The sequence below is a fragment of the Mucilaginibacter sp. GW821-FHT07G05 genome (genome assembly GCF_059418565.1).
The window spans coordinates 640,730-662,758 of the sequence record NZ_JBWKQC010000003.1; the positions used below are offsets into that span (position 1 = coordinate 640,730).

14 protein-coding genes are annotated in these 22,029 nt (G+C 45.8%); 8 read left to right on the forward strand and 6 right to left on the reverse strand.

The window, feature by feature from the left end; translation table 11 throughout:
- The first annotated feature begins 6 nt into the window (after positions 1 to 6).
- The gene (locus AC07NA_RS10885) at positions 7 to 1,440 is read left to right on the forward strand and encodes an arabinose isomerase (RefSeq protein ID WP_494897596.1); all 1,434 of its coding nucleotides are present in this window, start codon (positions 7 to 9) and stop codon (positions 1,438 to 1,440) included.
- Between the two features lie 406 nt (positions 1,441 to 1,846).
- Here AC07NA_RS10885 and AC07NA_RS10890 read toward each other — a convergent pair whose 3' ends face one another.
- Complete coding sequence (locus AC07NA_RS10890) at positions 1,847 to 2,788, reverse strand: helix-turn-helix transcriptional regulator (RefSeq protein WP_494897597.1); 942 nt, start codon at positions 2,786 to 2,788, stop codon at positions 1,847 to 1,849.
- A 95-nt stretch (positions 2,789 to 2,883) separates the two neighbouring features.
- Here AC07NA_RS10890 and AC07NA_RS10895 point away from each other — a divergent pair, with 95 nt between their 5' ends.
- From AC07NA_RS10895 to AC07NA_RS10915, 5 genes are all read left to right on the forward strand, one after another.
- Positions 2,884 to 5,142, forward strand: coding sequence for a TonB-dependent receptor (locus tag AC07NA_RS10895; RefSeq protein WP_494897598.1), 2,259 nt, complete (start codon positions 2,884 to 2,886; stop codon positions 5,140 to 5,142).
- 46 nt (positions 5,143 to 5,188) lie between these two features.
- On the forward strand, positions 5,189 to 6,556 hold the full coding sequence (locus AC07NA_RS10900; RefSeq protein WP_494897599.1) for an HmuY family protein: 1,368 nt from the start codon (positions 5,189 to 5,191) through the stop codon (positions 6,554 to 6,556).
- Positions 6,557 to 6,783: 227 nt separating this feature from the next.
- Complete coding sequence (locus AC07NA_RS10905) at positions 6,784 to 8,517, forward strand: alkaline phosphatase D family protein (RefSeq protein WP_345210356.1); 1,734 nt, start codon at positions 6,784 to 6,786, stop codon at positions 8,515 to 8,517.
- A gap of 198 nt (positions 8,518 to 8,715) precedes the next feature.
- On the forward strand, positions 8,716 to 12,183 hold the full coding sequence (locus AC07NA_RS10910) for a discoidin domain-containing protein (protein WP_494897600.1): 3,468 nt from the start codon (positions 8,716 to 8,718) through the stop codon (positions 12,181 to 12,183).
- 351 nt (positions 12,184 to 12,534) lie between these two features.
- Positions 12,535 to 15,063, forward strand: coding sequence for a hypothetical protein (locus tag AC07NA_RS10915; RefSeq protein WP_494897601.1), 2,529 nt, complete (start codon positions 12,535 to 12,537; stop codon positions 15,061 to 15,063).
- A 134-nt stretch (positions 15,064 to 15,197) separates the two neighbouring features.
- Here the strand turns inward: AC07NA_RS10915 and AC07NA_RS10920 are convergent, their stop codons facing one another.
- On the reverse strand, positions 15,198 to 15,656 hold the full coding sequence (locus tag AC07NA_RS10920; RefSeq protein ID WP_494897602.1) for a hypothetical protein: 459 nt from the start codon (positions 15,654 to 15,656) through the stop codon (positions 15,198 to 15,200).
- Positions 15,657 to 15,862: 206 nt separating this feature from the next.
- On the opposite strand from AC07NA_RS10920, the gene AC07NA_RS10925 reads away from it, so the two are divergent.
- Entirely contained in the window at positions 15,863 to 17,083 is a 1,221-nt protein-coding gene (locus AC07NA_RS10925) for a BamA/TamA family outer membrane protein (protein WP_345210359.1), read from the forward strand.
- A gap of 91 nt (positions 17,084 to 17,174) precedes the next feature.
- On the forward strand, positions 17,175 to 17,984 hold the full coding sequence (locus AC07NA_RS10930; protein ID WP_494897603.1) for a lysophospholipid acyltransferase family protein: 810 nt from the start codon (positions 17,175 to 17,177) through the stop codon (positions 17,982 to 17,984).
- Positions 17,985 to 18,015: 31 nt separating this feature from the next.
- Here the strand turns inward: AC07NA_RS10930 and AC07NA_RS10935 are convergent, their stop codons facing one another.
- The 4 genes from AC07NA_RS10935 to AC07NA_RS10950 all read right to left on the reverse strand — a co-directional run bounded on the left by AC07NA_RS10935 (position 18,016) and on the right by AC07NA_RS10950 (position 21,945).
- Positions 18,016 to 18,201, reverse strand: coding sequence for a hypothetical protein (locus tag AC07NA_RS10935; protein ID WP_494897604.1), 186 nt, complete (start codon positions 18,199 to 18,201; stop codon positions 18,016 to 18,018).
- A 264-nt stretch (positions 18,202 to 18,465) separates the two neighbouring features.
- Positions 18,466 to 19,287, reverse strand: coding sequence for a universal stress protein (locus AC07NA_RS10940; RefSeq protein WP_345210362.1), 822 nt, complete (start codon positions 19,285 to 19,287; stop codon positions 18,466 to 18,468).
- A gap of 9 nt (positions 19,288 to 19,296) precedes the next feature.
- Positions 19,297 to 20,712, reverse strand: a complete 1,416-nt coding sequence (locus AC07NA_RS10945; protein WP_345210363.1) for an inorganic phosphate transporter — start codon at positions 20,710 to 20,712, stop codon at positions 19,297 to 19,299.
- Between the two features lie 102 nt (positions 20,713 to 20,814).
- On the reverse strand, positions 20,815 to 21,945 hold the full coding sequence (locus tag AC07NA_RS10950; RefSeq protein WP_345210364.1) for a metallophosphoesterase family protein: 1,131 nt from the start codon (positions 21,943 to 21,945) through the stop codon (positions 20,815 to 20,817).
- Positions 21,946 to 22,029 lie beyond the last annotated feature (84 nt).

The following is a 22,029-nucleotide window of genomic DNA, read 5'->3' on the forward strand; positions in this document are numbered from 1 at the left end:
ATAAAAATGCATACACAAACTAAGGTGAAAGTTGGCTTATTCGGGATAGGGCTACGGGCATATTGGGAGCAGTTTACAGGTTTAGAAGAACGATTAACAGGATATGTTGATGTAGTGGCCAAAAGTATGGAAGCCTTTGATGCCGAAATTGTTAACCTTGGTTTAATTGATACGCCCGAAAAGGCTTTTGAGGCAGGGTATACTTTTAAATGTGCCGATATTGATATCCTGTTTCTGTATGTATCTACCTACGCTTTGTCGGCCACGGTTTTGCCGGTGGTGCGCAAGGCCAATGTGCCGGTTATCGTGCTCAATCTTTCACCCGAGGCCAGTATCGATTATGCGAGCTTCAACAAGCTGAACGACAGAACCGCCATGACGGGCGAGTGGCTGGCCCATTGCTCATCGTGCTCGGTACCTGAAATTGCCAACGTGTTTAACCGCAGTAAAATACCTTTCTACCAGGTAACGGGGATGCTGAAAAACGATCCGCATGTGTGGAAAGAGGTGGAGGAATGGGTGGATGCCGCCAGGGTAGCCCGCGTAATGTATTACAACAGGCTGGGCATAATGGGCAATTATTATGGCGGCATGATGGATATTTACACTGACCTTACCCTGCAATGCGCCACCTTTGGAGGGCATATTGAAATTATTGAAGTAGATGAATTATCGCACCTGCGCGAGTCGGTAACTGCCGAAGAAACCGCTGCCAAAATACTCGAAATACAGCAGGAGTTTGATGTACAAGCAGACTGCTCGCCCTACGAACTCGACCGTGCCGCACATACCGCCGTAGCGCTTGATAAACTGGTGGCTAAACATCAGCTGGGCTCGCTGGCGTATTACCATAAAGGTACCGGCAATGCAGCTAACGAAAATACGGTTACGTCGGTCATTCTTGGTAACTCTTTGCTTACCGGTAAAAACATCCCTGTAGCGGGCGAGTACGAAATTAAGAATGCCCAGGCCATGAAAATTATGGACAGTTTTGGCGCAGGCGGCTCGTTTACCGAATATTACGCCATGGATTTTAACGACGAGGTAGTACTGATGGGACACGATGGCCCTTGTCACCCCAAAATAGCCGAAGGCAAAATTAAGGTGAAGCCATTGCAGGTTTACCACGGTAAAGTGGGCAATGGTCTGTCGGTAGAAATGTCGGTAAGTTACGGGCCGGTTACCCTGCTTTCGGTAGTGGAAACAGGCGACGGTACGCTCAAATTACTTGTAGCTGAAGGTGAATCCGTTCCCGGTGAAATACTGGAGATAGGCAATACCAACAGCAGGTACCGTTTCCCGCTGGGTGCCCGCAACTTTGTAGAAGCTTGGAACCGCCAGGGCCCCGCGCACCATTGCGCCATAGGCAAAGGCCATATCGCCTCGAAGATCAAAAAACTGGGAGATATATTGAATGTGAGTACGGTGCAGGTTTGTTGAGGAAAAGCTTTTTAGGTAGGGGTATCTGTAATAGCGATTAAACCCCTTCCTCCTCCTTCCCGAGGGAAGGAATCGCACAAGGCCTGCGCTTTGCAATTGTTGAATGCCACACCCTGCTGTTACTTGCGCTGATCTGTGATCAGTGCTTAACATGGGTAGGCGATTGCATCGCCCTCTTCTATATTCGCATTGCAAATGCGCTCGCATTTTAAGCGCTCGTTGCAAACGAGCGCAAGAATAAAAAGACTATAAAAGTCATGCTGAATTTATTTCAGCATCCCATAAGCAGGGTAAACACTTTGCTTATGGGATGCTTTTCCAATGGGGTGCCGAAATAAATTCGGCATGACGAGTCGAGCAAATCGGTCTTCCCAATATCTGTGTTACAAACGAACACGCTACCTCATCAATCCGGCTTCATTTTACTTGGTAGCATTTTAAACTTCTTTTTAAAGGCTACAGTAAAATGCTGTGAGTTTTTATAGCCAACGGCTTCGGCTACCTGGCTTACTGTTTTGCCTTCCTGCAACAGGCGGTAGGCTTTGTTCATGCGTATTTCGGTGAGGTAACCGAAAACGGTATAGCCAAATAGTTTCTTAAAGCCTTTTTTGAGCTTAAAATCATTAAGACCGGTTTTGCGGGCCAGCTCAACCAGCGAGTAGGGGTTGCGCAGGTTTTGTTCTACAATATATTTAGCCTCGTTTAACCGGCCGATATCTTTATTCTTCAGGATCTCCTCGTTGGCCCGGATCTTCTCCATACGTTCCATTTGCATGGATAGGAGATCTAAAATACGGGCTTCAATGGCCATGCGACGGATATGGGCAGGGCGGTCGCTCCTTAGCATATCCTGTATAATGGTTTTGGTACGGTTATCACCCAAATCGGTAGAGAGCAGGGTATAGGGCTGATCTTCTACGGCTAAATGTTGGGGTAGTATTTTTTTTACAAAGTTGTAGGTGAGGCAAATGGTGAATATTTTGGCATATTCCTCAATACGCATATTAACGTTGGTGGTAGCACAATAAAAGGTTTGGTAAACGCCCTTTTTCAATGTTCGCCCTTCCGAATCCGGGTCGGGATAGAAAGTAAGGCTACCATCCAGTACAAAGCTCATCACCCAAAAAAAGTTATCGGAGCTTAAGTTCATGGTGTGTGGAGTATCGGGTTTAAAATCGCCTAAAAACAAGGCAACGCCATCAAACCATAACTCTTTTAATTGCAGGTTAGCGTAATGCCCGAACGTTGAATCACGTTCTGTAAAGTGCTTATCTGTAATGAAATCATCAGGGTAATCCAGCAAAAGTACCTCCCCGTCGCTTTGGGCCGAGGATAATTGAAACTCCATAAAATCCGTCTCGCGTTATTTAAAATCCGTTTCCCGTTATCTACGTTATGGGAATATCGGCAAATTTGCAGCATTATTTTTAATTAGTCTAAATAATGTTTAAATATATTTCGGTTGTTCTTTTTTACTTATTGATCATCCCCGCCACATTATCCGCACAAAACGAAACCGGAAGCCTGCAAGGCACAATTTTAACCAGCGATGGTAAACCCGCGCAAGGTGTATCCGTTCAGTTACTAAATTCGCCTTACGGTGCCAGCACACAGCAAAACGGTAAATACCTGCTCAAAGCCAAACCCGGCAATTACACCGTACAATACAAAGCATTAGGTTCGGTTAGTCACCAGGAAGAAGTAACCATTAGCGCAGGCAAAGTAACCACCCGGCCCGATGTGGTTTTAGAGATTACTTCCGTACAGCTAAAAGATGTAGTGGTTACCGGGCAATACGCGCCGCAATCATTAAAAAACTCGGTGTACATGGTGCGCAATATTACTGCCGAGCAAATCCGCTTACGCAACCCGGCAAAGGTGCAGGATGTATTGGTAGACCAATTAGGCATCCGCTTCACTAACGACCTTACTTTAGGTACATCGGATATTACGCTGATGGGCGTATCGGGCCAGCGGGTAAAGATCTTGCTGGATGGCGTTCCCCTGCTTGATCGCGGCGACACGCGCGAAAGCCTTAACCAGGTAGATATCAACACCATCGACCATATTGAATTGGTGGAAGGGCCGATGTCTGTAAGTTACGGCAGCGACGCATTGGGCGGTGTGATTAACCTCATTACCAAGAAAGGAACGGGCGGCGAAAGTCTGCGAGCTACTGCCCGTATACAGGAAGAAACAGCCGGTAAACAATACAAGGGTTTTGACGGCAGCGGTATCCATACAGAAAATGTGGGCCTTAACTGGGAGCATAAGGGCTGGCAGCTATCGGGCAATTTTACGCGCAATAATTTTGATGGCGCCCGGTTAGGCTGGATGCCTAAAGACCAGTATTTGGGTAACGGCGTTGTGGGTTATCGTACCAATAAATGGCATGTATGGTACCGGCTTGATGGTACCGACGAAACCTTGCGTAACGATGGCCCGGTTAACGTAGAGACTAATGTAAGGATAGATCAGCACTTTTTAACTAACCGCTGGATGCACCAGCTACAGGGCGAGTGGCAACTGAACGACAGGCTGAGCTTTAACGGCGCGGCATCATATACCGACTACAGCAGGCGTACGCAAACCAGCAGCCTCAACGTACTTACCGGCGATCGCCGCCTTACCCTGGGCCCCGGCGAGCAGGACAAAGCGGTTTTCGATACCAAGTTTTTCCGTGGTACGGCGCAATATAAGGTGAGTGATAAGGTATCGTTACAACCCGGTTTCGAGGTTAACTTAACAGGCAGCAGCGGCGCGCGCATATTGGGTACGCCTGCTATTAATGATTATGCTTTCTTTATCTCGTCAGAGATCTTGCTTGGCCGGGCCTTAAGCCTGCGACCGGGTGCAAGGTTCACCAAAAACTCGGTGTATGATGCGCCGCCGGTGATACCGTCATTAAATGCCAAAATAAAACTGACGAGCGACCTTGATCTTCGCCTGGCTTATGCCCGTGGTTACCGTTCGCCGGCATTGCGCGAGCTTTATTTTAATTTCTTTGATGCCAGCCACTCCATCCGTGGTAACGAAAACCTGAAGGCCGAACACTCTAACAGCTTCAACGGTTCGTTCGCGTGGCGGGCAATTACTATTGGCGATGTAAGCATCCGCTCCACAGCAGGTGGTTTTTATAACCAGTTTGATAACCTCATCACTACAGGTTATGACCCGGCCGATCCATCGGTAATGACCTATATCAACATTGATAAATACAAAACGACGGGCGGTACGTTCGAGAACACCATCAGCTACAGAAATTTAGATGCCAAAATCGGCTTTTCTTATACCGGTGTATACAATCGTTTGCAGGAGGATGATAACAGCTTGCCCGGCTTTACCTGGTACCCGGAGGTGAATAGTAATTTGATGTACCACTTTAAAGGTATCAAAACCGATGTAAGCCTGTTTTACAAATACAACGGCAAGCTACCTGCTTATGAGTTAAGAACAGTTGAGGGTGTAACCAGCATTCACCTGGCGCAGCGGGCGGCATTCCACACGGCCGATCTTACGGTGAATAAATTCATCAGCCGCAATATTTCAATAGGCGGTGGTGTGCGAAACCTGTTTAACGTAACCTATGTAAACAATACCTCTACCGATGTAGGCGGGGCGCACAGCACCGGCGGACCGGTACCCATAGGCTATGGCCGATCTTACTTCCTCGGTTTAACCTTTCAATACAGTAAATATTAATTATTAACATAAAAATTACCAAACAAGTATTAATCAAGTACATTCCATGAAAAAAGTATCCTATTATTTATTCGGCTTTATCTTATTAACCGCGGCTTGCAAAAAAAGCGATCCGGCATTGCCGGATAATCAGCTTGCCTTTACCGCGGCTACACAAGGCCTTGCATCTACCGATGCCTCTATCGATATTACGCTTAACCTGGGCCGCGCTACTGACGTAGCCGTACCGGTAGCTGTTGAACTGCAATCAGCCGGTGTTACCTACGGTACCGAGTTTACCACTGTGCCTGCCGCGGCATCAAACACCCTTAACTTAACTATACCTGCGGGCAGCAGTTCAGCTACCTTTAAAGTGGTTAAAAAAGACGGTGTGTTTTTAAACGGTACCGAGTCGGTTAGCTTTGTTATTAAATCTGCTGGTTCACCTGTGGTATTAGGTTCAACCAATACCTTAAAACTGAGCTTCTCATCAATCGTATCAACCGGTTCTGAGTTAACATTGCAGGGTGGCGAAGGCGCTTCGGCAGCAGTTAATTCGGTTTATGTTGATTTGAGCGCCAACGCGCAATCTTCAGTAAAACGCATAAGCTGGGATCTTGGCTTTTACAATGGCGACGATTTCAGGGTGATATTGAACAACACTTCAGCAGCTTCTGTAGTGGCTGTAGATAAAACCGATATCAACGCGGTTTCAGCAAGCGATATCACTATTACTGATCTTGAACTGGGCTTTGGTAAAGGTACCTTCAATATTTTTGATGATGTAACCGGCGATCTTACCAAAACCGCTATCGCGCAAGTATCAGCAACAGATGCATCAAACAAAGTTTATGTAATTAACCGTGTTGGTGGCTCCGGTACTACTGCCGCCGCTGCCGATTTGATGAAAGTACGCATATTACGCGCTACTAATGGTTACACCTTGCAATACGCCAAACTGACCGAAACTACTTTTAAAACGCTTACTATTACTAAAGACGCGGCTGCGAATTTCAACTACATCAGCTTTGAAACTAACGCGCCGGTAACCGTTGAGCCTGCTAAAGACCGTTGGGATATAGTTTGGGGTTACAGCGCGTACTTTACTACCGGTATACCTTATGTATTCTCTGATCTTGTATTCACCAACTACCTGGGCGGTACGCAATCGGCAGAGGTATTAACTACCACCGTAAGCTATGATGCTTACGCTGAGGCAAACATTGCAACTACAACATTCAACAGCACCCGTAACACCATTGGCGCAAACTGGCGTGCTACAACTGGTACCGTAGGTGTAAAAACCGACCGTTTCTACGTAATTAAAGATTCAGCCGGAAACGTGTATAAACTGAAATTCATCAGCTTCACTACCCAGGATGGCGGTACACGCGGATATCCGAAAATACAATACGCTTTAGTTAAAAAAGCTTAATAAGCCATTAGCTAAAAATAAAATCAGACTAATACCCCGGGGCGGTTCTTCCTTTAAAGGAGGGCCGCTTTTTTGTTTTTGGGGATGATTGGCAGATACGCTAATGGTCACAATATTCGCTATTTCAACTTTACAAAAGTAGTAGCTAAACTTAATCAAACCATTACCCATAATTCACATCACGGCAATGTGTGCTTCTTAACTTCGAAGAAACATAAACTGCTCATATGGATAAGGAAAATTTACTTAATAAATTAAGTCGCAGAAACTTTATACGCAACTCGGTAATTGCAGCCACAGGCGCCGTGCTGTTGCCTTCAACAATCATCAGCTGCCGCAAAGGCGATAACGACCATGTAGAATACAATGGCCAGGGATTTAACGAAGGTGTGGCCAGTTTTGACCCATCACAGGATAGGGTGATCTTATGGACGCGTTACACGCCTGCTGCCCAGGAGCAGGGCAATCCCGAAATATTTTTAGATGTAGCTAAAGATAAAGACTTTAAAAATGTAGTAGCAAGTCAGGCTGTAATTGTAGATGCCAACAGCGACCATACGGTACATGTTGACGTAAGCAAGCTGACATCCAACACCAAATACTATTACAGGTTCCGAAGCGAAAAAACAAAGACCATATCTATCACCGGTGAAACCAAAACATTGCCTGCCGCGGGCGAAGCTACAGCAGTTAAATTGGCTGTTGTTTCCTGCGCTAATTTCCAGGCGGGTTTATTTAACGTTTACGGTGCCGTTGCCGAATCAGATGCCGATGTTGTAGTGCACCTGGGCGATTATATTTATGAATATCAGGCGGGCGGTTATGGTACCAACGGTACTACCGCTACATTGAACCGTGCACATAAACCGGCCGGTGAAATTATTAAGGTAGATGATTACCGCGAACGTTACAGGCAATACCGCAGCGATGAGCAATTGCAAAAAGCGCACCAGTTAAAGCCATTCATTTGCGTTTGGGACGACCACGAGGTTGCCAATGATGCCTATAAAGATGGTGCCGAGAACCACCAGCCTAACGAGGGCGATTTTGCTACCCGTAAAATGAGCGCTATACAGGTATGGCACGAGTATTTGCCTGCCCGTGTGCAGGATAATGCCAAGATTTACCGCAACTTCGAGATAGCCGGTTTTGTAAACCTGGTGATGCTGGATACCCGTATTATTGGTCGTGATAAGCAATTGAGCTATACCGATTACTTTACCCAAACAGGTTTGGATAGCGCCAAGTTTTTGGCCGCCTGGCAAAACCCGCAACGCAGTATATTAGGCCAGGAACAAAAGAACTGGCTGGTTTCAAAAATAAACGGCAGCAGCAGTAAATGGCAGGTGCTGGGTAACCAGGTTTTAATGGGTAAAATGTTTATACCGGCCGAGCAACTGATACTTACCGCGCAAATTGCGGCAGGCAGTACCGATCCGGCTTTGTTTGCCCAGTACAACAAAATACTTACCGAACTGGTAACCATTAAAACCCGCTTACTGCAAGGCGATCCTACATTAACCGCCGCCGAAAAGGCAAGGGTACAAACCGTGTTGCCTTACAACCTTGATGCCTGGGATGGCTATCCGGTAGAGCGTGAGCTGATCTACGCCGCTGTGAAAAACAAAAAGCTGATCTCGCTAGCCGGCGATACCCATAATGCCTGGTACTCTGTACTGTCGGATAGTAGCGGCAACAAAGCAGGTACCGAGTTTGCTACATCTTCGGTTAGTTCGCCGGGTTTTGAGGCCATTTTTGGCGACAACCCACAAACGCTGGCTGGTTTTGAACAGGCTAACGCTTTGCTGATAGATGACCTGCAATATGTTGATGCCTCAAAACGTGGTTTCGTAATGGCTACGTTTACGGCTACAGAAGCTAAATCAGAATGGAAATATGTGAGCACCATTGCCACTAAAAATACCGCGACGGTTACCGCTAAAACAGTTACCGAATCATAAGTAATTGCGATGCTAACATAAAAGACAAGCGGCCGAAGTAATTTTCGGCCGCTTGTTTTGTTAAATGCTAATCCTCTGTCAGCTCTCCTGATACCAATTTATAGTTGTAAAAAAGATGTTACATTATTTCGTTCCGGATTATAATTTATTTGAGTTTTAGCGTAGATTAGGGCGGGCCAATATTCATGGTCTAACTGAATGAACCTAATTAGTTTAGCGCGTTTACATGGTAAGCGTTCCCCTAAAAAAGTCAGTAACTTTTATGTTGGCTGCCTCGTGTTTTTATTGTTGGCACCAACCATGGTATTGGCGCAAAAAGATGTGTTAACCCAGCATAATAATTTGTACCGCACCGGCTGGTATCAGCAGGAAACAACGCTCAATACCAAAAACGTAAAACGCGGCAACTTCGGCAAAATATTCAGCCGCACTGTTGACGATCAGGTATACGCCCAGCCCTTGGTTAAACTCAACGTAACCCTGCCTAAAGCAGGGAATAAGAACGTGCTTTTTGTAGCCACGGTAAACAATACCGTGTATGCTTTCGATGCCGATTCGGCCAATGTTGCCGACCCTTACTGGACGGTGAACCTCAATCCTAAAAACTCCCGTGCGGTTAAAAACACCGATATGACGGGGGCCTGCGGCGGCGGCTACCGCGATTTTTCGGGCAATATGGGTATTGTAAGTACCCCCGTGATAGATTCAACAACCAATACCATTTATATAGTTGCGCGCAGCCTCAACACAACAACCAACGTTTACGAGCAATATATCCACGCGCTTGATATTACCACCGGTGCAGAAAAGGCCAATAGCCCCAAACTCATCACCGCGCAAATTAACGCCGATGGTGATGGCAGTGTTGGTGGTAAGTTGAGCTTTGATCCGCAGAAGGAAAACCAGCGCTGCGGTCTGCTGCTATTAAACGGTAATATTTATTTAGCCTGGGCTTCGCATTGCGATTGGGGGCCTTATCATGGTTGGGTAATGGGCTACGATAAAACATCGCTCGCACAAAAAATAGTATACAATACCACCCCGAAAGGCTATAATGGCGGTATCTGGATGAGTGGTGCCGCGCCATCGGCAGATGAAGATGGTAACTTATATGTGGCCGTGGGTAATGGCTCGGTAGGTGTGGGCGATGACTTTGCCGACGTAACCAACCGTTCGGAAAGCGCTATAAAGTTGAAGCCAGAGAACGGTACACTTACTGTAAAATCCTTTTTCACCCCTAATAATATTGATGAACTGGAGGCTACCGATCTTGATTTCGGGGTGACCGAAGTAATGTTGATACCCGGCACCAAAGTAGCCATGACGGCCTGTAAAGATGGCAAGATCTACGTGCTCGACCGTGATAATATGGGCGGCTACAATGCCGACAGAAATAATCCATTGCAAACTATCGATCTGGGTGTGAACGCGCATTTGCGGTCGTCGTTCTCTTACTACCGGGGCGAGAAAACCGAGTTTGTTTATTCATGGTCGGAGAATGGTTTGCTCAAAGCCTTTCCATTCGACAGGAGCAAAGGCATCTTTGATCTCGACAAAACCGTCAGCAGCGGCGCGCAGGGGCCAACAGGTAACAGCGGGGCTTTCTTGTCGGTATCCTCAAACGGATCGAGAGATTCTACCGCCATATTATGGACAACTTACGCCGCCAATGGCGATGCCAATCAGTCGGTAAGGCCGGGTATATTGCGGGCTTTTGATGCCAATGATGTAACCCACGAATTATGGAATTCATCGGCCTACCAGGAAGATATTGTGGGTAATTACGCCAAGTTTAACTGCCCTACCATCATCAATGGTAAAGTGTATTTGGCTACGTTCTCAAACAAAGTAAACGTATACGGGCTTACCAAAACACCGCTCGATACCTGTAATTCGCCCAACATCGCCCTAAATAAAAAAGCAGTTGCCTCATCAACCGAAGGGATTGAAGAAACAACCGAGGATAAGGCCTTTGATGGCGACAACAATACAAGGTGGGCAAGTGAATCGGGTGTTGACCAGGAAAATATTTATGTGGACCTGGGCAGACGTTACGACCTGTGCCGTGTAGTTTTAAAGTGGGAAGTTGCCCTGGGCAAAAACTTCGATATCCAGGTATCTGACGATGCCGTGAAATGGACCACCATAGCCGCCATTAAAAATAACGAAGACTTTGACGACTATATCCCGGTGAAAGGCACAGGTCGTTATGTGCGCATGAATGGTACCGAACGCGGTAGCCCGTATGGATATTCGTTATATGAGTTTGAAGTATACGGTACCCAAAGCGAGGGCGATTGCGCCGCGCCAACCAACCTGGAGAAAGTAAATATTTACGAAAATTCGGCTGTGTTGAAATGGGCGCCAGCGCCCGGCACAGGCTACAATGTAGAATATAAGGCCGTTGCCGCCGCCAACTGGACTACCGCGACCGCAACAACCAATACCATCACCATTCAGGGGCTGGCATGTGCTACTGATTACCTTTTCAGGGTGCAGGCACTTTGCGTGGGCGGCGGTAAAAGCACGTATTCAACGGTGGTATCTCTATCAACCATTGCCTGTACTACGGTATGCGGCGCTTTGCCAACCCGGTGGTCAACCCAGGATATTGGCGATGTGGGTATAGCCGGATCGGCCTGCTATAACACCGAAGTATTTGAAGTAAGCGGATCGGGCCGTAACAAAGCACTTAATTCGGATGCCCTGCATTTTGCCTACAAAACGCTGGTTGGCGATGGCGAGATAAAAGCACGCGTGGTAAGCATTGAGCCCGGCGCGGCAGCCGGTATCATGATCCGTGAAAGCATGGCGCCCGGCGCTAAGTACGCGTTTATAGGTTTACTGAATGGTAGTGCCATTTTTCAAACCCGTTTAAGTACCGGTGCCAATAGTATCACCACCACGGCAACGTCCATAAAAGCACCGTACTGGATAAAGCTGGTAAAAATAAAGTCGCTTTATACGGCTTATATTTCTGCCAATGGCGTTAACTGGATAGCTGTTGGAAAACCCGCCGAACTCGCTTTCGGGCAGGGCTTGCCGGTTTACGCGGGCTTATCTATTTCGAGTTACAGCAATACCACGCTTTCAAAAGCGAGCATAGATAACTATATGTTTTCGGGGATTATGGAGCTGGAGCTGAAAAGCTTTACTGCCAGCCTTACGCTAAGTAAAACCGTAATGCTGGAGTGGGTTACCACCCTCGAAAATAACATCAGCAAGTTTGTTATTGAGCATAGTGAGGATAACATCCATTTCACCGACCTGGCTACCGTTAACGCGGCGAACAGCGGTAAATTCATGAAGACCTATACTTACGAGGCGCTTCAGCCCAAAAAAGGGAATAATTATTACAGGTTACGGATCATCAGCCTTGATGAAAAAACAAGCTATTCGGCACCTGTATATGTACGCCTGAGCGATTCAACATCGCCTACCCTATACCCGAACCCGGCGAAAGAGAAGATCAATATAGCGCAGGGTAACGAGCCTATCCGTTTTGTAAAGATCTACGACATTAACGGATCGCTCATTAAAACCATAAATAACGAGGCTGCCAACAGCCAGGTGGTAACGGTATACAATTTATCCTTAGGGGTATACATAGCCGAAATACGAACGGCAACCGGTGTTTACCGCAAAAAGTTTATCGTAACAGATTAACGATGTATGGCAGTGTATTTTATAGATCAGGTATTATAAATACACTGCTTTTTAAAGCGCAGCTATAGCCTGGTATTTTCCGTCCCCAAAGCTTTTCATGGCTTGTTCATTTTGTTCATTTTTGGTATTTTAAAACTTATAGGAATATTTAGCCCTTTTGCTAAATCAAATTGGCATTTACTCTCTTATAATTGTCATTAGGTTGTATCAACATATGCACAACTAAGGACTGCCACCCTTTTTATATTATTTTATATTGATTTAAGCTGCAAAACGAAAAAATTACAAGGTCAAATTGTGGACTTGCCACGATTTGATATGGGCACGATTAGGAAAGACAGAAGGGGATTTATGGCACGTATATCAATTTATCATATAGAATTACTTAAGAAGGAAGTGCTTAAGCATGCCGGGTTAACGCATATTAATCCGGGTGATTGCAGGATGATCTCCTTTAAGGTGATCCAAAAAACAAAACACCGCATCAGCGAAACAACGATAAAGAGGATATATGGCTTCGCTTTTTCAAAGTTTCAGCCATCGTTGTTTACGTTAGATTCGTTGGCCGAGTTTTGCAATTATCGCGACTGGGAGCACTGGCAGAAACAAGAAGAACCCGTAATAGACGAAGCATTGCCTTTTACATGGTCTGTCCTGAAAAAGAATGCGGAACGCATTACCGGCCATACCATTCAAACCCTGCGCAACAGGGCTGGCATACCCTTCCATTACACCATCTGCCGCGATTTTATAGATCGTCACATGATCAAGTTTGCACGATCATACCAAAACGCCACGGTAATTACAGCACCTGCCGGTTACGGTAAAACCATAGCGATATGCCGCTGGCTCGAAAAACGGCTGGAAGAACGCGAATCTGCCGATACTTACCTGTTTTTTAATTGCGTTTCGCTCATGAGCGCGCAGTTGGGCGGTAAAGACCTCCATAATTGGATGCAAGAGTTGTTAGGGTATGGTAAACAGGAAGATATACAAGCACCGGAAGATATTGAGGGGCGCGGTACAGGTAATTTCTATTTTATTGTAGATGGCTTTGACGAACACCTATTTAGGACGGGATTGTTCAATACCTTGCTGGCTCAAATTACAGAGGTATTCAGTACCTACCGTGAACGTCGTTTTTTTAAACTGGTGCTTACCATGCGCTCATCAACCTGGCTTAATAACCGCGATGAATTGTTTGCAGGGCCGTATAACTGGTTCACCGGTTTTGTAACCGAAAACAGTTCAATTAACGTACCCTTGCTAAACGCTGCCGAGATCACCAATATTTCGGCACGTATTAACCCGGCAAGCATGGAGAATGCCAATCCGGTTACGATAGCCGAAAGTTTCAGGAATCCTTTGTTTCTCGAATTATATTACAGGCAGCACCCGGCCGATTTTTCTTTTAAACATATCGATCATACTTCGTTGTACGACCTTAATGCCCTTTTTGTGCTCAATAAGGTGTATTTAAGTACCCTTTCGGATGATAAGGTACTGCTTGGCGATGAAATTGTAAGCCAGCTTGACCTAACAGCTAATGAAGACGGTGTAGATAAACGGAAGCTTTTAGCCGGGATGCCCCTGCAGCAGGAGCGTGCCTATTACGAATTGCTGGGTATAGGCTTTTTAAGGGAAGTGCATGAGCCCGGCACAAATAACGATCATACGAGGGTACAATTCGGTAACCCGCATTTTACTACACATAGTATTGCCCGTGCCTGGTTAAAAGATAACAGTGAGCGATTTGATGACACACTGATAGAAAAGATAAACACTGAACTCGAAAACAGCCCTTACCGTTTGTCGGTAGCCAAGTGGTGTATAATTCATGCCATAAGAACGGGGCAGCAGGATAGTTTCGGTAAAATTACCGGGCTTAAGCTGGAACCCGATGAAAAGGCAGACCTTGTGGTTTTCCTGGGCGATCTTTTGCGCAACGAGTTCAAACTCTTTAACAGGAGCGAGTTGCTGATCAACTATTTCGGTCGTCCGTTCAGTAAAGAAATGTTCGAGTATTTTTTCGGGATGGAGCTCATCAATTCGGACTATAAGAATACGCTGCGCACCCTCCTGATGTTTAACCTGCCCGATCATAGACGGATATTGGTGAACACCGCCCTGGGGATCATCGCCCTCATCAACCTCGATCTGGAGGAACTGGAAAGCTGTATAGGTACGTTGAGGGATATCAGCAATGATGCCTATAACCGTTTCCCGGTAAATCCGCTGGATTGCCTCTATGCACTGCTTCAATATTTTAAATACGGCATTGTAAATAAGGATGTACTGGCGGCCATCACACGTTTGCCATACAGCATGCCATCGTCGCAGCGCCAACTGGTGCGTAGTGCTTCAAATGATATGCTTTGTTTGCTGGCCTGTTATACGGGTTATCTTTTTAATAATCCGCCAAAGCTGCTGCGGTTGGTTGAAAAGGTGAACCATGGTTATCGCGGGGTGCCGGTTAGTAATGCGCGCGATACTTACGCTTTCTTTATTTACATAGCACAAGCCGATGCCTATTTCAGGATGGGGGAGGCAGACAAGGTTGTAGCTATTTACGAAGCATTGCAATTCGACTACCGGGATTTTACAATGACACCATTCATGAACATACTGAGGGCCTGTATGAAAATTAAGATGCTGGTAATTACCGGCCAGGAACACCTGATAATGCCTGAATTGGCTTACGTGGAAGATATAGCGGAGCAATCGGGTAGTAAGATCTCGAAACTGTACACCATGGCGCTGCTGCTGAAAAACGGTATCTTCCTTTCAGAATACCCCGAATTTAAAGAGCAGTTCAGCTACGATATCCGCAAAATAAGCAGGGATAACGCGTTATTGCAGGAGAATTTTATTGAAGAGTAGGGTGTAGCCTTGCAAATTTTGTCAATTGCGAGGGATGAAGCAATCTCGTCGCGTTCTGTACTCCTATATAAACCATCGTCATTGCGAGGAACGAAGCAATCTCTACGTAGGTTTTGATTGTGTTGTAATCAACGTTAGTCTGCTCTTGGGCGCAGGGCCCCATTACTTTTGTAGCCACAAAAGTAACAAAAGGGCTTGTCCAGCAAAAGGCTTCTTTGCTGCACTTGGCCATGCCCTGCAAACCGTGCAGAACTTTGGGCTGGAACTTTTGCCCTGCCGCTCATTTCCTCCCCACATGCAACAAGTTCGCTATGCCCGCCTTTGCGCTCTTGGCCTTCAACGTTCTGCCCGCTTTCGTCCGAAGCTGTTTGCTGACGGGGAAGATGGACACTTCTCCAAATGAGATGACAAAGGAAAATCAGATAAAAGGCATGGCCTGTCACCCTGAGCCTGTCGAAGGTTGCGTGGGTGATGGCCTCTGCGCACGATCCTTCGACAGGCTCAGGATGACCCTTTATGACCACTTCTAAAACCCTGTCATGCTGAGGAACGAAGCGCATCTGATCGCCCACCTGCATGTGACGGTACTTCACAACGTTCAGAATGTCCCCATTCCTCTAACATCTATTATTAAATCAGCATTAATTTTATCGCGTAAACAATTTTACAAATGGCGTGTTAAAATAGCACATCAGCAGCGCGACTATTGATCTTTTGGGCACAGGGGTGCCGGGTGATGATAGCATGGGGGAGGGTACCACGTTAGCTTTATGGTGCAATATTAAATCAGCTCATCTTCATGATTAAAAAATTACTTATCATCATATGCCTTTTTCCGGCTATAGCGTTCGGTCAGGCCGCGTCAACTATTGTTGCCGACACCGTATCAAAACAGGATACCGCAAGGCAAACAGATCTGATTGATATTGCCCGTTCGCTTATCAGTATCAATCCTAAAAAGCCAAAGATCAAAAAGAGCCAAAAGGTATACTTTTCGGTATTGCCATTCGGCGGTACGGTTCCCGGTGGTAATGGCAGGGCCTTGGTTACCAGTACTACAGCGAGCATATATTTCGGCCCATTAAAAACTACTACAGCGTCTACAGCTACCTTCGCGCCATACTGGAACTTTAAATCGCGCTATGGTTTGCCGTTGCGTACAAGCGTATGGCTGCCTAATAACGAGTGGACTATTCAGGGCGATATCCGTTTTTTGCGTTATCCGCAATTGACTTGGGGTTTGGGTACCGCGCGTACCAATAGCGATAACGTATTGGTAAACTACAATTATATCCGTTTTTACCAAAGCGCGCTGAAACGCATCAGGCCTTACTTTTTTGCAGGTATAGGTTATAATCTTGATTTCCATTCTGGGATAAAAAGTGATGATGTAAATAAAGATCTTAAACAATTTACTAATTATGCTTATGGTACGGCGGGAAGTTCGTTATCATCCGGAATTTCCTTTAACGCGCTTTACGATACCCGGAATAATACCATTAACCCACTTCCCGGCGCTTACGCAAATATTATTTATCGTGTAAACCCTGATTTTTTAGGCAGTAACGACCATTGGACGTCATTATATATTGATGTTCGCAAATATGTTCCTATGAACCCGGGCAAACCATTGCAACAAAACACACTTGCATTCTGGTCGTACCTGTGGACGGCTTTTAATGATAAGGTGCCTTATCTTGATCTACCAAGTGTAGGTTGGGATCCTAACAACCGCTCGGGAAGGGGTATCGATCAAAACCGTTACCGTGGCCGTACTTTGTTTTATTTGGAAAGCGAATATCGCAGGGATATTACCGATAATGGATTGCTGGGCTTTGTAGTATTTACCAACGTAAATACGGTTAGTGGTTCGGGTACGCTTTTCAAATCATGGCATCCGGCAGTAGGTTCGGGTCTGCGTGTTAAATTCAATAAAGGTACCAGCACCAATATTGGTATTGATTATGGCGTAAGTAAAGGCTACAACTCTATCCTGCTGAACATCGGCGAAGCGTTTTAATTTTAAGCGAAGATTGCCTTATTGTAAATGTTAACCCTAAGCTTAACAGCAATGGAGGCGTAACTTTACACGGCACGCTTACTTTTACCGAATGGCAGTGATAAGCAAGAGTGATGTGGTAAAGGCAACAGGTACAGGTAATTTCCCCGGGTTGGCTTCGCTTTTAATGCGGTTGATCAAAATAGATGCTTTCAACAGCATGATGGAACAAGCCGGTGATTTGGATGGCGTAGCATTTACAAACTTTGTACTCAAGTTTTTAGGTATAACCATAGAAATTGACCCTGCCGATCTTGCTAACATCCCGAAATCGGGCGCATTTGTGGCGGTTGCCAATCATCCTTATGGCGCTGTTGAATCACTTGCTTTGCTTAATATATTGGTTTCAAACAGGGCCGATACCTTGTTTATGGGCAACTTCTTACTAAAACGTGTGCCTAACCTTGCAAACTATATCATCGCCGTAAATCCATTCGAAGCCATAAGGGACAGTTCCAGTATTAGCGGACTTAAAAATACCCTTGGTAAATTGAAAGAAGGTACGCCCGTAGCTATATTCCCGGCCGGTGAAGTATCTGCATTCGATTTTAAAACCCGTAAGGTGAACGATAGGGAATGGCACCCGGTGGTTGGTAAATTAATAGCCAAAGCCGGCGTACCCGTGCTGCCTGTATATTTTCATGGTAATAATGGTTTGGGCTTCAGCTTGCTTCGATACATTCATCCCTCACTCCAAACCGCTATGCTGCCTGCCGAATTGTTTAACAAGAAAGGATTGGTATTGCGTGTGCGCATAGGTAAGCCTATTTGCCCGCGTGAGTCTGTCGCTAATAATGGTTCCGAAAATTTGTTATCCCTTATCCGTACTCAAACCTACGCGCTTAAGGCAGCGGCTTTATAAGTCCGAAGTTTATTTTAGGTTAGAAGATAACTTATTGTTCTTTATCGGCGTCGCTGTTTTTATGCGATTCCTGTTCTTCGGCATCTTTTATTTCCGTTTGGATGATCGTCTTCTCCAACGATTTCTCGTCCTTTTGGTTGCGCATGATGAGCCATACCAGCAGGCCGACGGCAAGAACAACTACAACGATTAACAGGGGATAATTGATCTGTTCCATGATAGGGTTTCAATTGAGGGTAGACGTCGGGAAGGGATCAACCTTAAACCTGCTGCCATCCAGCGCCCGACTATGCAGACATCACTATCCGCGGTTTTTCATGTGTTTAACAGGTTTTACTGTTATAACCTGCCAGGGTAAGCAACGTTAATCTCAAATTTGTCGATAAAGAACGGTGGCAGGTTCCCTTGTTGACGGCGCAAAGATAAAATGACGGTATTAGGCAAATAATAAGGTTATGTTATGAAAAGGCACTGCCTGCAATTATTCGTGCAGTACCAGTATCGCCTTAACCGATTTATTCATCACCTGGTTTATTGTACTACGGGTAAACAAGCTGTACACTACATTATGATGGTGTTTTACCAGGCAAAGTATATCCGGATCGTGCGATTGAATATATGACATGATCCCTTGGGTAGCGCTGCTGTTTTCAATATAATTAAACTCCAGTTCAGTATGTTTGATCAGATCGCGCAGGCGGGCCTCCCCGGTTTTAAGATGTTTATTATCTGAACCTTCTTCAACATATAATACCTGCATTTTAGCCGAGCCAAATGCCTGTATCATTTCGTTAAGCGCGTTTACATCAACAGCCGATAAGCGGGTTTCAAAATCGGTTGCCAGGGTGATCATCGGTACTCTGGCAAATTTGCTTTCCATCGGGATGATGAGGGTTGGCATCTTTATTTTATCAACCACCATGGCCGCGTTGCTACCCACAATGCCGCTGATACCCGTAGCGCCGGTAATGCCCATTACTAACAGGTCAACCTCGTTAGCATCGGTATAGCGGGTGATGACCGTTTTTAGATAGCCAACATCGCACAGCGTAGTTACTTTGACGCTTTCATACGCCGGGTCTTCTGAAAGGGGCTTAACCCATTCTTTCAGCGCCTCTCTTTTATTATTGTAATAACTCTCTATAAAAATAGCGTTATAGGTGCTGTTATTAATACCTTCGGTAGGGTGTATGGCATGTATAGCGCATACCTCACGGCCAAGTATGCTGGCCAGTTCCATAGCATAGGCCATAGCGTTCGCGGCACAAGGCGAAAAATCGGTGGCAACAAGTATCTGTTTCATTTTAGGTTATTAAATGAACAAGTGGAAAAACAGGAACAATAAAAATGCTAAAATAATAGCAACTGGCAAAGTAAGTACCCATGCCAGCCCTATACTACGTAAAGTTTGGTTATTAAGGTTGCCTTTACCGCCCGAAGCTACCATAGCGCCCGCTATACCGCTCGATAATACGTGCGTGGTACTCACCGGCAAACCGAAGCCCGTGCTTAAACCAATGGTTGAGGCGGCTACCAGTTCAGATGTTAAGCCCTGCGCGTAGTTAAGGTGCTCGTTGCCTATCTTTTCGCCAATGGTTACTACAATGCGTTTCCAGCCTATCATGGTGCCAAGCCCCAGCGATATGGAGATAATACCGATCACCCATATCGGCGCGAAATCGGTTACGTGCTGCAATTCGGTTGAGGCCGCTTTTAGTGCTTCTTTTTCTTTATGTGTAAGTTTCAGGTTGTCATCGGCAGCAAGTGCCTTAATATCTTTAATTACCAGTTCTACCTGTTTACGGTAGCGGTAGGTTTTAGCTACTTCTTTCTCGTTCTTTTCGGCCAGCGATGCTTTAGCCTGTTTAACGGCCGCGGTTAAGGCGATAAGTTCGGCATCGTTATTTGTACCTGCCTTGTCGGCTATAACCTGTTCGGTTTGGTGCAATGCCGCGAATACCTTATCGTTCGCTACGGCATGGTTTACCGCGAAACGTGCGGGTAAGAATGCTATCAGGATCAGCATAAATAAACCTACTCCTTTTTGGCCATCATTACTGCCATGAAAAAAGCTCACCAATGTGCAAGTAGTTACCAGCAATAAACGGATAGCAATAGGCGGACGATCATTTTCGCCTTTAGGGATATGAAACAGCGCGTGCGATTTGGTAACGTGCTTAAGAAACAGCATCAGTAAAGCCGCCACGCCAAAGCCGATAACCGGCGATAGTATAAGCGATGAACCAATTTCGCCTGCTTTTTCCCAGTTAACACCAGGGCCCTGGTAGTAAAAGGTAAAGGCCAAACCGCCGCCAATCATGGCACCTATCATGGTATGCGAACTGGAGCAGGGAATACCGAGGTACCATGTTCCTAAATTCCAGATGATGGATGAAAGCAGTACCGAAAGTACCAGGCAGGCACCCACGCTGATGGGCAAGGTCATCAGTGAATCGAGCGGTACCAGTTTAAGTATGCCCATGGCAACGGTAACCCCCCCAAGGCACACCCCTAAAAAGTTCCATAAGCCCGACCATGGAATGGCGTAAGCAGGGCGCAGGGCTTTGGTATATATTACCGTAGCCACCGCGTTAGCGGTATCATGAAAGCCGTTTACAAATTCGAAACCTATAACGGCCAGTATGCAAATAATAAAAACGAATAAAAGGGAACCTCCGAGATCAATATCACCTAAAAACGGAAGCGCTGCCAAAATGGGAGAGTGCATATGTTGAATTAGTGGCGGCAGGCTGTGGTGCCCGTACCGCATTACCAAATAACAACAATACAGTTTGCTTTAATGATAAGCCGATGTTAGCAATTTGTTACGTTATTGTTTACTTGATGCTAAGTGATATTCAGCAAGTTTCACAGAGAACGAATCGGTTAAGGCAACAGCTTCGGGTGTAACTACATAATAGTTGCCGCTTAATGATAATCCATCGGCAGTTTTTTCAACGGCAATTTTTAAAAAGCCATGCCGGTCGTCGCAATAGGATTGCAGCGTTACATTGTCGAATAAGGGGTTATTCCCCGTGTATTGCGGATTATCGGTTAAAGCAAGAGCGTTTAGTTCGTCAAACCCACCTCCGCCTGCAACAATGTAGGGTACAACTACACCATCCGCATAAATTTTACGAAAACGCTGGTAGTTGTGCACATGTCCGCTGAACACAACATCGGGTTTAATGCCGGTTTCGGTAAAAATATCTTCCAAAAATTCGATCATTTGCATGCTCGACCCATGGTTGGTATCGGCAGAATAAGGCGCGTGGTGAATGCAGATGATCAAAGCCTTTTCCGGTCTTTCTTCATTCGCGTTAATGAGTTCCTCAATGAACCATGCCTTTTGCTCGGGAGTGATAACACCATACTTAGGCACATTACTATGCAGACCGATGATATTAGCCAGGGGCGATGTCAATGTCCAGTACACATTAGGCTGAACCATGCTCTTGCGGGTTTTGGCCGTATCAAAGGCAATATCACGTGGTTCGGTATCGCAAAACACGGTAGTAAAAGCATCCAGACTGTGGTAAGGAACCGGGTTGGCCGGGTTTATATCCGTATCATGATTGCCCGCTATGGCGAATATCGGCCCCGGGTAACATTTGTACGGAGTAAAAAACTGCTGCTCGTAGTTTTCGGCTTCGCCGTGATGATAAACGATATCGCCTAAATGGTACAAAAACTTAGGCTGATCTTCCGGCAGTTCATTATACTGTTCGGCCATGGCCGCTGCCATTAATGCCTGCATATCGGGGTTGCGTGTACCGCCGGTATCGCCCACCATGTGGAACACGAGTTTTTGGCTGTTTATTTCCGGCTGAACTGTTTCGAGCGATAAATGGTAGGGGTAAGCGCCTGTTGGTGCCGGCAGCGGCTGAAACTTGTAGGTATCATCCGGCTGGTGACGCTTAAAAACAGGTGTTGTATATTTTGATGAAGAAGATATGCCCATATTATGCCGCAAAGTTAACTTATTGATATTAACATGGAGTTAAATCAAATAGTATGCTTGAGGGTGCCTGATTGCTGTATAAAA

Bases quoted from the DNA above. Each gene is read 5' to 3' on its own strand.
- AC07NA_RS10885 (WP_494897596.1), top strand. From the start codon at position 7: ATGCATACACAAACTAAGGTGAAAGTTGGCTTATTCGGGATAGGGCTA.
- AC07NA_RS10890 (WP_494897597.1), bottom strand. From the start codon at position 2,788: ATGGAGTTTCAATTATCCTCGGCCCAAAGCGACGGGGAGGTACTTTTG.
- AC07NA_RS10895 (WP_494897598.1), top strand. From the start codon at position 2,884: ATGTTTAAATATATTTCGGTTGTTCTTTTTTACTTATTGATCATCCCC.
- AC07NA_RS10900 (WP_494897599.1), top strand. From the start codon at position 5,189: ATGAAAAAAGTATCCTATTATTTATTCGGCTTTATCTTATTAACCGCG.
- AC07NA_RS10905 (WP_345210356.1), top strand. From the start codon at position 6,784: ATGGATAAGGAAAATTTACTTAATAAATTAAGTCGCAGAAACTTTATA.
- AC07NA_RS10910 (WP_494897600.1), top strand. From the start codon at position 8,716: ATGAACCTAATTAGTTTAGCGCGTTTACATGGTAAGCGTTCCCCTAAA.
- AC07NA_RS10915 (WP_494897601.1), top strand. From the start codon at position 12,535: ATGGCACGTATATCAATTTATCATATAGAATTACTTAAGAAGGAAGTG.
- AC07NA_RS10925 (WP_345210359.1), top strand. From the start codon at position 15,863: ATGATTAAAAAATTACTTATCATCATATGCCTTTTTCCGGCTATAGCG.
- AC07NA_RS10930 (WP_494897603.1), top strand. From the start codon at position 17,175: ATGGCAGTGATAAGCAAGAGTGATGTGGTAAAGGCAACAGGTACAGGT.
- AC07NA_RS10935 (WP_494897604.1), bottom strand. From the start codon at position 18,201: ATGGAACAGATCAATTATCCCCTGTTAATCGTTGTAGTTGTTCTTGCC.
- AC07NA_RS10940 (WP_345210362.1), bottom strand. From the start codon at position 19,287: ATGAAACAGATACTTGTTGCCACCGATTTTTCGCCTTGTGCCGCGAAC.
- AC07NA_RS10945 (WP_345210363.1), bottom strand. From the start codon at position 20,712: ATGCACTCTCCCATTTTGGCAGCGCTTCCGTTTTTAGGTGATATTGAT.
- AC07NA_RS10950 (WP_345210364.1), bottom strand. From the start codon at position 21,945: ATGGGCATATCTTCTTCATCAAAATATACAACACCTGTTTTTAAGCGT.